Genomic DNA, 16,226 nt, shown 5'->3' on the forward strand with positions numbered 1-16,226 from the left:
ATGAGCCAGTTAATAGCTGAGCATAACTTTGAAAAGACGCTGAATACATTCATCGAATATATTCAGCGTTTTAATGCAGGATTGCTTCTTAACCGTTAAGCCTGGAACGGATTTTCCAAGACTATGGTTTCGTTCCGGTCCGGACCGGTAGATAAAATCGTGACTTTTACCCCAACCAACTGCTCGAGGCGGGCGATATAGGCTTTGGCGTTTTCCGGCAATTGCGCAAAATCGGTAACACCGGCCGTAGTGCCTGTCCAACCTGGCATTTCCTCAATGACCGCTTCACACGCAGCGTATTGATCAGCACCCAGCGGAGCAGTTTCCGTAATCTGACCGTTTATCTTATAAGCGGTGCAGATACCAATTTTGTCCAGGCCATCCAGCACATCCAGTTTGGTCAGACAAATGCCGCTCAAGCTATTTAATTGAGCCGATTTACGCATCGATACCGCATCGAACCAGCCGCAACGGCGCTTGCGACCGGTGGTGGCACCAAACTCGTGACCTTTCACGCCCAGATGCTCACCATAGTTATCCAGCAATTCGGTTGGAAACGGACCGTTGCCCACTCGAGTGGAATAGGCTTTGGTAATACCCAACACATAATCCAGCGCCAAAGGTCCCACGCCGGTACCGGTGGCAGCGCCGCCTGCCGTCGTATTGGACGAAGTGACATAGGGATAAGTACCGTGGTCAATGTCCAGCAGTGCGCCCTGCGCACCTTCGAACAGCACGTTCTCACCTTGGTTTTGATAGCTGTAGATAGCCTCCCCAACATCGGTCAGCATCGGCTTGATGATCTCACCCAAACGCAAGGTATTCGCCAGCACCGCGTCATAATCCACAGGCTCGGCGTGATAATAATGGGTCAACATGAAGTTGTGATAATCGACCAGCTCTTTTAAGCGAGCGGCGAATTCCTCGCTGTTGCGCAAATCACCGGCTCGCAAGCCGCGTCTGGCCACCTTGTCTTCGTAAGCTGGACCAATACCGCGACCGGTAGTACCGATAGCTTTGCTACCCCTGGCTTTTTCGCGGGCCTGATCGATAGCGACGTGTATCGGCAGAATCAATGCGCACGCTTCGCTGATTTGCAATCTATGTCGAACCGGAACACCGGATTTTTCCAGAATCTCGATTTCCTTCAACAACGCTTCCGGACACAGCACCACGCCGTTGCCGATCATGCACTGCACGCCTTCGCGCAAAACTCCGGAAGGAATCAGATGCAACACGGTTTTTTCGCCATTAATCACCAAGGTGTGACCGGCATTGTGGCCGCCTTGAAAGCGCACCACCGCAGCGGCTTGTTCGGTTAAAAGATCGACCAGCTTACCTTTACCTTCATCGCCCCATTGCGTGCCGATAACAACAACATTCTTTCCCATATTATCTAACCTTGAACTAGTGGTTTAACGACAGCTTATTGATCTAACGACCCACTGTTGATTGTGTTTTTCTAAAATAGCGTTGCAGCCCTGCTGTTCGGCGCCGCCTTGTTGTTCCGGCAGATGTTGAATCACCGCCACACCTTGCGCGCGTAAATCTCTGACGGCTTCCCGCAAATCGGCATCTTCCGCAAAGGGGGCAAACACCACCTGCGCCGCTTCATCATCGACTTTATACATGCCTGCCAATACTTTTAAATCCGCGCTGAAACCGGTAGCGGCTCGCGCTCGGCCGAATACTTCGCCGATATTATCGTATCTACCACCGCGGGCGATTTCTTTGCCCAGAGCAGGCACAAAAGCCGCGAACACCATGCCGGTGTGATAGTGATAACCACGTAACTCGGCCAGATCGAAACTCACCGTCAACGCCGGAAAATCACGACGCAATTTATCGGATATACCTTGTAAATCGGCCAAAGCACCGACAATCTCATCTGCACCGGCAAAACCGGTTAATAATGCTTTGGCTTTGTCCAGTATATCCCTACCGCCATTCAGCTTCGGCAAGGCATTGAATATGTCTTTGTAGCGTGCGTCAATCTCAAACTCGGCAAGCAATTCCGCCAATTCTGTTCTAGCCTTGCGCTGCAAAACGTCGAACAATTCGGCTTCCTGTTGCGGATTAAGACCGGCATGTTCGGCCAAAGCCCGGTAGATAGCGACATGCCCTAAATCCAAATGCACATTTTGCAAACCGCTAATTGCCAACATTTCCAGCATCAGTTGGATGACTTCGTAATCGCTTTCCAGGCCTGCATGACCGTATAGTTCAGCGCCGATCTGCATTGGGCTTCGGCTCTTTTCCAACGGATCACCCAAGGTGTGCAGCACGGTACCGGCATAGCACAGCCTGGTCGGGCCATCGTGCTGAAAGTGATGTGCATCGATTCTTGCAACTTGCGGCGTCATATCCGCCCGCACTCCCAACATTTCTCCGCTCAATTGATCGGTCAGCTTAAACGTCTGTAGATCCAGGTCATGGCCGGAACCGATGAGCAAGGAATGCAGAAAGTCTACGAACGGTGGAATAACCAACTGGTAGCCCCAGCAGGCAAAAGTATCCAAAAGTTTTCTACGCAAGGTCTCGAGATGCGCTGCCTGTTCCGGCAATACTTCGCTAATCCCTTCCGGCAACAGCCAGGTGTCTTTTTTTTGCATTTTTGTCTATCTCAAACACAGCAAACGCCCCGCGTGGCGGGGCGTTTGACTATATATAATCCAAAAGGAGTTTATTTCTGATTCTTGAAATATTTGAAGAAGTCGGAATTGGGTTCTAGCACCATGATGTTGCCAGACTTACCCAAACTTTCCTTATAAGCGATCAGGCTGCGATAGAAAGCAAAGAAATCGCTGTCCTCGCTATACGCTTTGGCGAAAATATCGGCGGCTTTAGCGTCGCCTTCGCCGCGCATCACTTCGGAATCGCGGTAAGCATTCGCCAAAATGATCTCCCGCTGTTTATCGGCATCCGCGCGAATCCGCTCGGCGGCTTCAGAACCTTGCGAACGAAACTCGCGAGCAACCCGGGCCCGTTCGGCTTCCATTCTTTGATAAACAGAGGTACTGACTTCCGCAGGCAAATCGATGCGTTTGACTTGCACGTCGACGATAGTGATACCCAGTTTCGCGGCATGCGGCGACACATTGGTAATCAAGGCATCACGAATCGCACTACGATCTGTGGACACTAATTGCTTAATCTCGCGTTTACTGAACTCGCTGCGTGCGGAATCTTTGATGATTTGATCGAGACGAATATTAGCCTGATTCACATCGCCGGCAACAGTGGTATAAAAGGTCTTCACATCACCTATCCGCCATTTCACAAACGAATCAACGATAACATTTTTCTTTTCCGCCGTTAAAAAGCGCTCCGGCGTGGAATCCATGGTCAGAATACGCGCATCGAACTTTTTAACATTATTGATAAACGGCAGTTTAAAATGCATGCCCGGTTGGAAATCCGCACCTACAATCTCGCCTAATTGAAACTTAATTACCCGCTCGGTTTCGGCCACGGTAAATACCGACATCGAGAGCAAGACTACTACTGCGCCAACGGCGACTAAAATCTTATTTCCCATCTTAGCGTCCTCTCACATCGCGTTCACGGCTTGACGCGCGCACATCGGTTTTAATTTCTTTCACAGGCTGCGAAGGCAAAGAAACCGGTTCATGGCTGATTACTGGTGCCGGCGCGGCGTCCTCGACGGCCTTATTCGCCAACTTCTCCAGCGGCAGATACATAATGTTATTGCCGCCTTTCACATCAACCAGTACGTTGTTGGAGCGACCCAAAACCAACTCCATCGCTTCAATATACATCCGCTGCTTGGTTACCGCCGGCGCTTTTTTGTATTCCGTTAACAATTGCGAGAAGCGGCTGACATCACCGTTCGCGCGGGCAATTACTTTTTCTTTGTAACCTTCGGATTCTTGCACGATACGCGAAGCCGCACCGCGGGCTTTAGGCACCACGTCATTCGAATACGCTTCCGCTTCGTTAATCAAGCGCTGTTTGTCTTCCCGCGCCTTGATGGCATCTTCGAAAGAACCTTGCACTTGTTCGGGCGGCTGAGCGTCTTGCAAGTTGACGCTAGTGATCAATATGCCGGTTTTGTACGCATCCATTACCGACTGAATTTCAGATTTGATCGCCAGCACGATGTCGCTACGGCCTTCGGTCAGCACAAAATCCATGTCGCTACGACCGATCACGCCACGCTGCACGCTTTCGGTGACTTGTTTCAGAGTTGAGGCTGGATCCAGCACGTTAAACGCATAATCCTTGGCATCTTTGACTTGGTATTGGACAGCCAGACGAACGTCGACGATATTTTCGTCTTTAGTCAGCATCATCGCTTCCTTGGGCACTGAGCCCATACCCTGCCCACCGCCGGAACGGTAACCCACTTCGATAAAGCGTTGTTGCTCGACATTGATGACCGCCACCTGCTCTACAGGCGACGGGATATGCCAGTTCAGACCCGGCTGAGTAGTATTGACATAGGCACCAAAACGGGTGACCACGCCACGCGTACCTTCGTCCACGGTATAAAACCCGCTCAAACCCCAGAGAATAACGGCGCCTGCAGCCAGTAAACCCACGCCTTTCATTGACGGCCCGCTGCCGAGACCGCCTTTGGAACCGCCGCCGAAAATACCGCCGAGTTTGTCCTGTAGCGAACGAATTACCTCGTCCAAATCGGGTGGATCATTCTTATCATTACGACCACTCCAGGGGTCTTTTTTACCACCGCCGGGTTCATTCCAAGACATACCAAACACTCCAAAAATTGGATTTGAAAACTCTAAAGCTGCATCTCGTATGGACAGCCTGTTCGATGACTCGAAGCGTTGGCTTGTCTATCCGAAAAACCGCCATTCTATCGTAAGTTAGCCATTTCCGAGCAAATAACTAGGTGATTGTTCCGGCAATCGGCCGATCAAACCTGCTCATGGACATCAATACCCTTCAACAAGCCCAAATGCTTTTTGTCGATTTCTATCGTCAATTCGCAATCGCCGCTATCGTTATTGACTTCGTCGATTATTTTCACGAAAGTGAATAACTTTGCTTTTAATCCCGCTTGGCCGGCTGGCAAATAGCATTTTCGAATCACCTTGCTGCTAGCAAATAACTCGGACAAGGCCTGCTGCAACAAATCACAGCCTACCCCGTTTTGCGCGGAAATCCAGACGCTGACGGGTTTCCCGTCAGCATCGTAATCAATGTGCGGCGCCACATCCTCGAGTAAGTCGATCTTGTTGAAAACCATCAACTGTGGAATTTTAGCGGCGTCGATGTCGCTCAAGACTTGGTTTACCTGATAGATCGTGTCTTCACGATCTTCGGCAGCCGCATCGATCACATGCAACAACAAATCCGCTTCGCTGGCTTCCTGCAAAGTGGAACGAAATGCCGCCACCAGTTCATGCGGTAAATGCCGGATAAAGCCGACGGTATCCGCCAAAATGATTTCGCCGCCATTACTGAGCGACAATTGCCGCAAGGTAGGATCCAGCGTCGCAAACAATTGATCAGCCGCATAAATACCGGCACCGGTTAAGGTGTTGAACAGCGTCGACTTACCGGCGTTGGTGTAGCCAACTAAAGATACGGTAGGAATTTCTGCTTTTTTGCGTTTGCTACGACCTTGATGGCGCTGCTTTTCCACCTTACCCAGGCGCTGTTGAATTTGCTTTATACGCACCGCCAACAACCGCCTGTCAGTTTCCAACTGGGTTTCGCCGGGACCACGCAAACCAATACCGCCCTTTTGCCGCTCCAAATGCGTCCAGCCGCGAATCAATCGGGTAGACAGATGTTTGAGCTGCGCCAGTTCGACCTGCAATTTACCTTCAAAGGTTTGCGCCCGCTGCGCAAAAATATCCAGGATTAGACCGTTACGATCCACCACCCTGACTTCCAGCGCTTTTTCCAAATTGCGCTCTTGGCTGGGTGTTAGCGGATGATTGACGATAACGATATTGGCTTCGTGCTCGATGATCGCCGACCTGATTTCTTCGACCTTACCGGTGCCAACGAAATATTTCGGATCAGGCCGATACCGGCTTCCGGTTACTACATAAGTCGGTTGGGCGCCTGCGGATTTGGTTAGTTCTTTCAGCTCGTCGAGATCTTCTTGACCAGCTTGCAAATTGAGGTGAACGAGAATGGCTCGTTCACCCGCATCGGGACGTTCAAACAAAAAATAACCTCTTAGCTTTCATCGCTAACGTCGGGATCACGGTGCATTGTGACATTTTTGCCGGGAACGATAGTGGATATGGCATGCTTGTAAACCATTTGATTCACAGTGTTTTTCAGCATCACCACGTATTGGTCGAAAGAATCGACGCGGCCTTGCAGTTTGATACCGTTAACCAAAAAAATCGACACGGGGGTGTGTTCTTTTCTGAGGGCATTCAAAAAGTTGTCCTGCAAGTTTTGTGCTTTCGACATCCTATTTCTCCTTATTATTGTTCGGTGCGCTATTAATACATTACCCGCTACACCCACCAATTTCAACACGCGGGCTGCGGATCAATAAAAAACTTTTAATGAGTTTGGGACTGGTCTGCGCTATTTCAAGTTCAATCAGATCTTTAATCGCAAAGCCGTTGCAAAAATACCAACGGCTGCTTAAGTTCAGCTTAGCCGATTTTTTTATATTTGAGACGATGCGGGTTATCGGCATCGGTACCCAATCGACGATGCCTATCAGCTTCGTAGTCGGCATAATTACCTTCAAACCAGACCACTTCGCTATCGCCTTCGAATGCCAGCATATGCGTGGCGATACGATCCAGGAACCAGCGATCATGCGAGATCACCACTGCACAACCGGGGAAAGCCAATAAAGCCTCTTCCAGTGCTCGCAAGGTTTCCACATCCAAATCGTTGGTCGGTTCGTCAAGTAATAACACGTTGCCGCCGCTTTTCAACAGCTTGGCCAAATGCACCCGGTTGCGTTCGCCGCCAGATAGTTCGCCGATACGTTTTTGCTGATCCCCGCCTTTAAAGTTAAATCGGCCGATATAAGCCCGCGATGGCGTTTCGTATTTGCCGACGGTGATCATGTCCAAGCCGTCGGAGATTTCTTCCCAAACCGTTTTGTTGTTGTCCATGTCGTCGCGCAACTGATCGACATAGGCCATCTGCACGGTTTGACCAAATTTGATGTCGCCGGCATCCGGTTTTTCAAAACCAGCCATCATCCTGAACAAGGTGGTTTTACCGGCACCGTTAGGACCGATGATGCCTACAATCCCACCCGGCGGCAATTTGAAGCTCAAATTATTGATCAAAAGTCTGTCGCCAAAACCCTTACTGATGTTCTCAACGTCAATCACCACATCGCCCAGACGTGGACCTGGTGGAATATAAATTTCCTGGGTCTCGTTACGTTTTTGCGTTTCGACTGACGACAATTCTTCAAAGCGCGCCAAACGCGCCTTGCTCTTCGCGTGCCGGCCTTTTTGGTTTGAACGGACCCATTCCAACTCGGCTTTCATGGCTTTTTGCCGAGAGGATTCCTGCTTCTCCTCCAACTCCAGGCGTTTTTCCTTTTGTTCCAGCCAAGACGAATAGTTGCCTTCCCACGGAATACCCATGCCACGGTCCAACTCCAAAATCCAGCCGGCCACATTATCTAGGAAGTATCTGTCATGGGTTACCGCTACCACAGTACCAGGATAGTCATGCAGAAAGCGCTCCAGCCACGCCACCGACTCGGCATCCAAATGGTTGGTCGGCTCGTCGAGCAGCAGCATATCGGGCTTGGACAGTAACAAACGGCATAGCGCCACTCGGCGCTTTTCCCCGCCGGACAATTTGGTGACATCGGCATCCCAATCCGGCAATCGCAAGGCGTCTGCAGCGACTTCCAGCGTACGATCCAGGTTATGACCGTCGCAAGCGTTGATAATATCTTCCAGCTTGGCCTGCTCGGCGGCTAGCGCATCGAAATCGGCGTCGGCATCGGCGTAAGCGGCGTAGACCGCATCCAATCTGGCCAATACATCCTTTATTTCCGCGACAGCTTCTTCGATATTGCCGCGCACGGTTTTGTTCGGATCCAGTTGCGGTTCTTGCGGCAGATAGCCGATCTTCGTGCCTTTCAGCGGAATCGCTTCGCCTTCGATTTCCTTGTCGATGCCGGCCATGATGCGCAGCAGCGTGGATTTACCGGAGCCGTTCAAACCGAGCACACCTATTTTGGCGCCTGGAAAAAACGATAAGGAAATGTCTTTAAGGATGTACTTTTTGGGCGGTACGATCTTGCCGACCCGGTTCATCGAAAAAATATATTGCGCCATTGTTTTTCTGCTGAAGAAATAAAATAGCATTATACCGTGCGATAACGGTTTTTTAAGGGTGTTAATTTTTATCGAGTAACAGATGGTAATTCAGTGAAAATTGAAACAGCTAACGAGGCGCTGAGCTTGGCCGATGCCTACATTGACATCCATTGCCACCAAACCGGCGCCCTTCAGACCGTTGAAATACTCAGCATCACCACCCAGGATTTCGACGTCACGGCAACACACAACAGTTTTTACAGCTTGGGTTTACATCCCTGGCATCTCGACGAAGAAGACGCCGAAACAGCTTTAGGGAAAATCAGCGCGGCAAGCCAGGATCCACACCTACTGGCAATCGGCGAATGCGGACTGGATAAAGCTATTGCCACGCCGTTGGCCATGCAAATCCCAGCATTCATTCACCAGATCAAGCTCGCCAGCCAACTTGGCAAACCGCTGATCATCCATTGTGTGCGCGCCTTTGATGAGCTGATACAGATTAAAAAATCCACACCAAACACCGAGACACCCTGGATCATCCACGGCTTTAACGGCAAACCTGCCTTGGCTGAACAATTACTAAGACACGGGGTGTATCTATCCTTTGGCGCGGCGTTGCTGAATCCTCGTAGCCATGCCGGCAAAGCGCTAAGCGGCACGCCAGCTGATCACTTGTTCCTGGAAACCGACGCCGCAAACGTATCCATTGACGCAATATACGCCGCTGCGGCTAAAATGCTTGGCTTAGACATCGCGACCTTGCGCCAACAAATCCTGAGCAATTTCAAACGAGTATTTCTTAATGACTGATTTAAGCTGGCTTTCCCGCACCGAACTGCTGATAGGCAAGCCCAAACTTGACAAGCTCCAGCAATCTCATGTGCTGGTAGTGGGCATGGGCGGCGTGGGCTCGTTTGCCGCCGAATTTATCTGCCGGGCCGGGGTTGGCGAGATGACTATCGTCGATGGCGATGTAGTCGATCCCAGCAATCGCAATCGGCAGTTGCCGGCGCTATCGACCACGCACGGCCAGTCAAAGGCTGACATCATGGGTGAGCGCTTACTGGCGATCAATCCGGACTTAAAACTGACGATCAAGCACGAATTCATCACCCCCGATACCGCCGACGAGCTGTTGAGCCAGCACTACGACTACGTGATCGATGCGATAGACAGCCTGACCCCGAAAATCACTTTGATCCGCGCCGCCAAGGCCCGCAACATGAAAATCGTCAGTTCGATGGGCGCCGGCGGCAAGATGGATCCGACGCATCTCAAGGTCGTGGACATCTCCAAAACGTATAACTGCCCGTTTGCGCAATTCATTCGCACACGTTTGCGCAAACACGGCATCAGCCGCGGTGTGAAGGTGGTGTTTTCCCCGGAAGTGGTCAACAAGGATTCGTTAATGTTTACCGACGGCAGCAATTATAAAAAGTCGGCATACGGCACCATTTCTTATTTGCCGGCAGCTTTCGGCGGCGTCTGCGCCTCGGTGGTGATACGCAATTTGATTCACGATCCCGCGCATTCAACCCACCACAAACATCATGGCTAAATCACCCACCCGCCCAGCGGATTCGCTCTTGGTCAATCCTGGCAAAAGTTCGCGTTTACAGGAGATGCGTCAGCGCGCGGCCACGGCAAATCAGCCAATCCCCGTGCCCACCCAACCCGCTTTCCAAGCCAAGGACGAAGGTTTAAGTCCCGAACTTGCTCTAGCTCGTCAATTGATCGATCAACGTTTAAGCGAAATTCTGGCAGCGCTACCGGTCGGCAAACAGCGGCGCTTGTTCAAGATTCGCTTTGGCATGGAACCCGAGCAAATCAAAGAGTTAGCCATAAAACAATTATTCGCCGCGCTGGAAATCAATCACCCGCAACTAAACAATCTGTCGGCTAGCATGAAGCGAATCGCCGATCTGAATTATAATGGCCGGCAACCCAACTAATCCGGCCGTTTACCTTGCCTTACGCTCAGTCGTCCCGTTCCTCGATTCCCGCTACGATGTACAACCTAGAACCCAATCAAGATTACCGCGACCAAAGCCTGCGCGATAACGCCGAATTATCCAGCACCGAACTGCAAGCGGACGCCGCGAAACACTACGACGATTGCTACAACGATTATCTGGTGGCCTGGTGCAACCGCGACAATTTGGCCTTACATTACGGCTATTGGGACGAGACCAAGCCCTACGATCAGCATCAAGCCTTGCTGAACAAAAATCAGATTCTTTATGAAAAGGCCGGCATTCAAGCCGGCGATAAAGTTCTGGACGCCGGCTGCGGTATCGGCGGCAGCACCATCTGGATGGCCAAACGGCATGGCAACCGGGTAACCGGCATCACCATCAGCGCCAAGCAAGCCGATTATGCCCGCCAACACGCTAAACGCCACGGCGTTGCGGAACGGGTCGATTTCGAAGTCGCCGACTTTTGCTCCACGCCATTTCCTGACGCTTCATTTGATGTAGTCTGGGCTTTGGAAAGCTCATGTCATGCGCTGCACAAAGGCGACTTTTTGCGCGAGGCTTGGCGGGTATTGCGTCCCGGCGGCCGGATTGTGGTCTGCGACGGCTTTGTATTGCAGCGGCAATTTAACGAACAGCAATGGCAGGCGGTAGTCACCTGTTTGAACGGTTGGGCCGTGCCGAATCTGTGTGCGCGGGATGAATTCAGCGGCTTGTTGGCACAACAAGGTTTTCAAGACATCATTTGCCACGACATCACCGCGCAAACCCAAGCATCCGTCGAACATATGTACAAAGTTGCCAAACGCCTGAAACCGGTACAAACCATCAGCCAATGGCTGGGACTGCGTTCCAAGGCACAAACCGCCAACTATTTGGTCGGCTTGGCCCAACATCAGTTGTTTACCGAAAAACTCACCGAATATTGCATTTTTACTGCGCAAAAGGCTTAAACACGATGCCGACGGTCTTACCACGTTTGAAGTTTCTGACTCTGTTTACACTGGTTAGCTGCGGCGTAATCGGTTGCGCCAGCGTACCAGCCAATAGCCAGCATGACAGCTTTGCCGACTACGCCGAATCGGTATTCCGTCACCAGAGCACGGTATTAAGTCGACTCATGATGCTCAGTGAAGCCGAGCAATTGCCGGATAATGAGGACTTCGAAAATACCGAACAAGCCATGCACGATGCCTGTCATCTGTTGAACGAATACGCGGAACGGGAAAGCGATGGCGAACACATGGGCTTGCGCTTTAAAGCCAAAGTACAAGCCAGCATCGAAGGCTGCGATGCCAGCATTCAGAAGATGGAAGCGCTAATGAGTGGCCTGGACCAAGAGTCAGCGCCGCCGCACGCCCACCCTTAAACGTAAAGCAGTCTACTAAACGCTAGTCGCCGCTGTTCGTCCATTGCCGGCGATAATCGGCATAGCTGTCACGTTTTTGCAGTACCCAGCGGGCCGGATTAACGCCATAAACATCCGGCAGCTTATAACCGTTGAACCGGTTGGCCTTGATCAGCGAATACGCCCCCACATCGGCAAACACTAAGCGCTCGCCAACCTCGGGAATCCGACCAAACCGATATTCGCCGAACACATCGCCGGCCAAGCAGGTCGAGCCAGCCAAAATTGCCGACTGTTCACCGGCACTATCTTCTTCGCGCAAATGCGGTTTCATCTGGTATTCGAACACCTCCGGATGATGATTCACCGAGGTATCCAAAATCAATACATCCTTGCCGTCACTGACAAACCGATCCAACACGGTGGTCAACAAATAACCGGCATTACCGACCACCCCCTTTCCCGGCTCCACATACACATCAATGCCAAATTCGACACACACCTGCCTAATCAACTCGGCAACATCCTGGGGATCGGCGATGGCGTTATACAAATACCCTCCTCCCAGATTCAGCCACTTAAGCCGACTGCATTTTAGAATGGGCCGCAACTTTTCCAGCGTTTGTTGCAAGGGCTTAAAATCCCGGCAAGCAAAGACTGTGTGAAAATGCAATCCTTCAACATCGGCCGGCAAACCATCCCGCAGCAGTTCGATATCGACCCCCAATTTGGAATGCGGCCGGCAAGGGTCATAGCGTTGATCATCGGCAAAAGACAGCTTGGGGTTGACGCGTAGCCCTGGCGAATAATCGCGGACTGACGCCTGTAGCCGCTGATGCTGCGGCAAGGAGTTGAAACTGATATGACTACAAAGTCGACCCAACTCAGCGAACTCGTCGGGGCGCATGCCCGGCGTGGTCAAATGGATGCTAGCCCCCGCATCTGCCAACACCTCGCTTGCCAATCGCGCCTCGAACAGGGAGCTGACCGAAAAGCCGTCGACTTGATCTTTTATCAGCGCCAACAATGCCGCTAGAGGCAACGCCTTCATCGAATACAAAATTTTGCAGCCGCTTGCTTGCCTTATCGTTTGCAGAGGTTTTAGATTGGCAAGAATTCGCGCTTCGTCCAACACCAAGGCAGGGCTGGTTGGAATCTGTCGTTTTAACTCTTCCCACTTCATCGCCGAGCATGCCTGTTGCCCGCATAAATCGCGCGCTCGGTAACCACATAGTCCATAAACACATCATGAGCAGCCATCTCGACCTGCGGCAGTAATTGCGCTTCGTAACAAACCGCCGCTAACATCGTATCGGCACGTACTTTTTGCAGTAGTCGGTCGTAATAACCGGCACCATTGCCCAAGCGTCCGCCTTGCTTATCAAACGCCACACCCGGCACGATGATCACATCCAGCTCTGCGGCGCCCACTTGCTTTGCGGGCTCTAGCCAGCGTTCGCGAGGCGGTTCGAGAATATTCCACATTCCGGGCTGCAGCTCGCCGATTGATTGCAAATGCCAGAGTCCTAGTTGCTTCTGGCCCTCGGCATCGACCGCGCAATAAGGTACAACGATGCGTTTATCGCTATCCAGCTCGGCGACGACGGTTGCCAGGGTCCGCACCTCGGAACGGCAATGCAGATACCACATGACCGTCCGCGCGGCTTGATACCAGGGCTGCTCTAAAACACGCCGGCAAATTTCGGCGCTGACCGCATCCTTATCGGCCTGCGCATTACGCGCCGCATAGGCAATTAGGCGTTGTTCGAGTTTATTCATGCGTACGGCAATATGCCAAGGATTGTCCAAGCAGGTCTTCAGAGCCACTGATCAAATGCTGGGCATCCTGCTCCTTGCGCAGCCAGGTAAATTGGCGTTTGGCCAGTTGCCGGGTGGCGATGATGGCTTTGTCCCGCATTGTTGTCAGGTCGTATTCGCCGTTGAGATAGGACCAAGCCTGCCGGTAACCGACGCAGCGAATCGACGGCATGCTTTCGTCCAGATCGCCGCGTTGCCATAAAGCCTGGACTTCATCGAGAAAACCTTGTTTTAGCATTAGATCGAAGCGCTCGGCAATCTTATCGTGCAAGGTACTGCGCTGCTCCGGTGCAATGATCAACTTGATAAACTTATACGGATGTTCGGCTTGCTGATCGGTGTCGAAAAAACTGGATAGCGACCGACCACTGATTTCAAAAACTTCCAAAGCGCGTTGCACGCGTTGCGGATCGTTGACGTGGATCCGCGCCGCCGCTTGCGGATCGACTTGCGCCAGGCGGGCATGCAACACGTCTTTGCCCAGGGTTTGCAATTCGTCGTCCAGTCGCTGGCGAATCGCCGGATCGGCTGCCGGCAATTGCGCCAAACCCTGAGTCAAGGCGCTGAAGTACAACATCGTACCGCCCACTAAAACCGGCAACTTGCCACGCGCAGTAATGTCCAGCATCAAGGCCAAAGCGCGGTCGCGAAATTGGCCGGTGGAAAAACTCTCACTGGGATCGAGAATGTCGATCAAATGATGCGGCACGCCGCCGCGCTCAGCGAGGGTCGGTTTGGCGGTACCGATGTTCATGCCCCGATAAACCAAGGCCGAATCGACGCTGATAATCTCGGCATTCAAGGCTTGGGCCATCGCCACGCCGAGCGCGGTCTTGCCGGATGCGGTCGGTCCCATCAACAGGATGGCCGACGGTTTATTTATGTCAATCATCTATTGACCGCGCATGAAGAATCGATCCAAATCCTGATGACTCAGTGCCACCCAGGTCGGCCGGCCGTGATTGCATTGACCGATGCGCTCGGTCTGCTCCATATCCCGCAGCAAGGCGTTCATTTCTTCGATGCTGAGTTTGCGCTTGGCGCGCACCGAGCTATGACAAGCCATGGTCGCCAAAATCGCGTTAAGACTTTCCTGGGCTTTGTGGCTGACGCCGTGGGTGGCCAGATCGGCCAGAATATCGCGCACCAACTGATCGACATCGGCTTTTGCCAGCAAAGCCGGCGTGGCTCTCAGCACCACCGTTTCCGGGCCGGAACGGTTGATCTCAAAGCCAAGCCCCGTGAAAAACTCGTGTTCTTGCTCGGCCAAGTCGGCCTCGGCAGCGGTGACTTGCAACTTGATCGGCAGCAACAACGGCTGGGAAACAATTGCGCGATTGTGATAATGCTGTTTCAGCCGTTCATACGTCACCCGTTCATGGGCGGCGTGGGCATCCACCAAAATAATGCCGTTGGCAGTTTCCGCCAGGATATAAATATTGTGAATATGCGCCAGCGCAAAGCCCAAGGGTGGGATCGCTGATTCCACAGCAGCCTGGGTTGGGGCAGCATGGTCGGTTTGCGGATACAGTTTGCCGTAAGCTTTGATTTGCTCGGCCACGTCGGACAAGTTGGCTCGTTCGGGCGGGTAGCGATAAGCGTCGAATGCTTCGGGGGCCACGCGTTGTGACACGCTATCCAAACCCGACTCAGGCATCGTCAGCGGTAAAGAGGTTTGTTGATTCAAAGGTGTCCGCAACGGCGCTGTCGGCGTTTGCGCTGCCGAATAATCACCCACAGTTTCGATCTGCTGTGCAACTTGCGTCCCGCCGGGCCGTTGATCGGCCAAGCTGCGATGCAGCGCCTGAAACAGAAAATCATGCACCATCCGCCCTTCCCTAAACCGCACTTCCAGTTTGGTCGGGTGGGCGTTGACATCGACCAAGGCCGGATCGAGTTCCAGATACAGCACAAACACCGAATGCCGGCCATGGTACAACACATCCTGGTAAGCCTGTTTCACCGCATGGGCGACTAACCTATCCTTGATCAAACGGCCATTGACGTAAAAAAACTGCATATCCTGCTGGCTGCGGGAGAAAGTCGGCAAGCCGACCCAGCCGTGCAGATGTAAACCGGAGGCGGCAAAGTCGATCTTTACGCTGTTCTCGACAAACGCCGAGCCGCAAATTGCAGCGATACGTTTTTCCTGAGCCTCCTGAGTTGCCGCCGGCTTCAGGTTCAGCACTTCGCGCTGATTGTGATTCAACACAAAACCGACATCGAAACGCGCCAAAGCCAGTTTTTGAATCAGGCTCTCGATGTGGGTAAACTCGGTTTTCTCGGCTTTTAAGAACTTGCGGCGAGCCGGCGTGTTGTAAAACAGGTCGCGCACATCCACAGTCGTGCCGGGCGGATGCGGGTCGGGTTGCGGATCAAAGTTTCGCTCGGTGCCGTCGGCGCTGACTTGCCAGGCACATTCGGCGTCAGCGGTACGAGAGATCAAAGTCAAACGCGCCACCGAGCTGATGCTGGGCAAAGCCTCGCCGCGAAACCCCATGCTGATCACATGCTCCAAATCGTCCAAGGAGGCAATCTTGCTGGTGGCATGCCGAGATAAGGCCAGCGCCAAATCATCTTTAACGATGCCGCAACCATTGTCGCGAATCCGGATTTGCCGAGTGCCACCCTGCTCCACATCGATGTGAATCTGAGTGGCGCCGGCATCGAAACAATTTTCCACCAATTCTTTGACCACGGACGCCGGGCGCTCGACCACCTCGCCGGCTGCGATTTGATTGACTAATTGAGTGGGTAAAGCATGAATCCGCATCGGCTGCGCTCAAAGAAAAGCGCGTATTTTAGCGGATGGAAATGAAACGGGGC

At 52.3% G+C, this 16,226-nt stretch carries 16 protein-coding genes; 5 read left to right on the forward strand and 11 right to left on the reverse strand.

Annotated features, from left to right (window positions below):
- Positions 1 to 95: 95 nt before the first annotated feature.
- The 7 genes from G006_RS0107075 to ettA form a co-directional block, all read right to left on the reverse strand.
- Complete coding sequence (locus tag G006_RS0107075) at positions 96 to 1,391, reverse strand: adenylosuccinate synthase (protein ID WP_020482482.1); 1,296 nt, start codon at positions 1,389 to 1,391, stop codon at positions 96 to 98.
- Positions 1,392 to 1,415: 24 nt separating this feature from the next.
- Complete coding sequence (locus G006_RS0107080; protein ID WP_020482483.1) at positions 1,416 to 2,612, reverse strand: ATP phosphoribosyltransferase regulatory subunit; 1,197 nt, start codon at positions 2,610 to 2,612, stop codon at positions 1,416 to 1,418.
- A 71-nt stretch (positions 2,613 to 2,683) separates the two neighbouring features.
- A complete protein-coding gene (hflC, locus tag G006_RS0107085; RefSeq protein ID WP_026146907.1) occupies positions 2,684 to 3,538 on the reverse strand; it encodes a protease modulator HflC in 855 nt (284 codons plus the stop codon).
- 1 nt (position 3,539) lies between these two features.
- Complete coding sequence (gene hflK, locus G006_RS0107090; RefSeq protein WP_020482485.1) at positions 3,540 to 4,733, reverse strand: FtsH protease activity modulator HflK; 1,194 nt, start codon at positions 4,731 to 4,733, stop codon at positions 3,540 to 3,542.
- 167 nt (positions 4,734 to 4,900) lie between these two features.
- Positions 4,901 to 6,166, reverse strand: coding sequence for a ribosome rescue GTPase HflX (gene hflX, locus G006_RS0107095; protein ID WP_020482486.1), 1,266 nt, complete (start codon positions 6,164 to 6,166; stop codon positions 4,901 to 4,903).
- Between the two features lie 11 nt (positions 6,167 to 6,177).
- On the reverse strand, positions 6,178 to 6,420 hold the full coding sequence (gene hfq, locus G006_RS0107100) for an RNA chaperone Hfq (protein ID WP_020482487.1): 243 nt from the start codon (positions 6,418 to 6,420) through the stop codon (positions 6,178 to 6,180).
- A 191-nt stretch (positions 6,421 to 6,611) separates the two neighbouring features.
- A complete protein-coding gene (ettA, locus tag G006_RS0107105) occupies positions 6,612 to 8,276 on the reverse strand; it encodes an energy-dependent translational throttle protein EttA (RefSeq protein WP_020482488.1) in 1,665 nt (554 codons plus the stop codon).
- A gap of 93 nt (positions 8,277 to 8,369) precedes the next feature.
- On the opposite strand from ettA, the gene G006_RS0107110 reads away from it, so the two are divergent.
- From G006_RS0107110 to G006_RS0107130, 5 genes are read left to right on the forward strand one after another with little or no spacing between them, the layout of a single operon-like run.
- On the forward strand, positions 8,370 to 9,071 hold the full coding sequence (locus G006_RS0107110; RefSeq protein WP_020482489.1) for a TatD family hydrolase: 702 nt from the start codon (positions 8,370 to 8,372) through the stop codon (positions 9,069 to 9,071).
- A complete protein-coding gene (locus tag G006_RS0107115; RefSeq protein WP_020482490.1) occupies positions 9,064 to 9,819 on the forward strand; it encodes a tRNA threonylcarbamoyladenosine dehydratase in 756 nt (251 codons plus the stop codon). The genes G006_RS0107110 and G006_RS0107115 overlap by 8 nt, the downstream gene beginning before the upstream one ends.
- Positions 9,812 to 10,213 carry a hypothetical protein gene (locus tag G006_RS0107120; protein WP_020482491.1) on the forward strand — a complete coding sequence of 134 codons (402 nt, stop codon included), beginning with the start codon at positions 9,812 to 9,814 and terminating at the stop codon, positions 10,211 to 10,213. The genes G006_RS0107115 and G006_RS0107120 overlap by 8 nt, the downstream gene beginning before the upstream one ends.
- Positions 10,214 to 10,269: 56 nt before the next feature.
- Positions 10,270 to 11,187, forward strand: a complete 918-nt coding sequence (locus G006_RS0107125; RefSeq protein ID WP_020482492.1) for a methyltransferase domain-containing protein — start codon at positions 10,270 to 10,272, stop codon at positions 11,185 to 11,187.
- 5 nt (positions 11,188 to 11,192) lie between these two features.
- Positions 11,193 to 11,603, forward strand: a complete 411-nt coding sequence (locus G006_RS0107130) for a hypothetical protein (RefSeq protein ID WP_020482493.1) — start codon at positions 11,193 to 11,195, stop codon at positions 11,601 to 11,603.
- A 22-nt stretch (positions 11,604 to 11,625) separates the two neighbouring features.
- Here G006_RS0107130 and G006_RS0107135 read toward each other — a convergent pair whose 3' ends face one another.
- From G006_RS0107135 to mutL, 4 genes are read right to left on the reverse strand one after another with little or no spacing between them, the layout of a single operon-like run.
- Entirely contained in the window at positions 11,626 to 12,765 is a 1,140-nt protein-coding gene (locus G006_RS0107135) for a hypothetical protein (RefSeq protein ID WP_020482494.1), read from the reverse strand.
- Positions 12,762 to 13,361 (reverse strand): 5-formyltetrahydrofolate cyclo-ligase, encoded by a 600-nt coding sequence (locus tag G006_RS0107140; RefSeq protein ID WP_020482495.1) that lies wholly within the window; start codon positions 13,359 to 13,361, stop codon positions 12,762 to 12,764. The genes G006_RS0107135 and G006_RS0107140 overlap by 4 nt, the downstream gene beginning before the upstream one ends.
- Positions 13,354 to 14,292, reverse strand: coding sequence for a tRNA (adenosine(37)-N6)-dimethylallyltransferase MiaA (miaA, locus tag G006_RS0107145; RefSeq protein ID WP_020482496.1), 939 nt, complete (start codon positions 14,290 to 14,292; stop codon positions 13,354 to 13,356). Before miaA ends, G006_RS0107140 begins: the two co-directional genes overlap by 8 nt.
- Positions 14,293 to 16,173, reverse strand: coding sequence for a DNA mismatch repair endonuclease MutL (mutL, locus tag G006_RS0107150; RefSeq protein WP_020482497.1), 1,881 nt, complete (start codon positions 16,171 to 16,173; stop codon positions 14,293 to 14,295).
- Between the last annotated feature and the right edge of the window lie 53 nt (positions 16,174 to 16,226).

It is taken from the genome of Methylomonas sp. MK1, assembly GCF_000365425.1.
In the GTDB taxonomy this organism is placed as follows: Bacteria; Pseudomonadota; Gammaproteobacteria; order Methylococcales; family Methylomonadaceae; genus Methylomonas.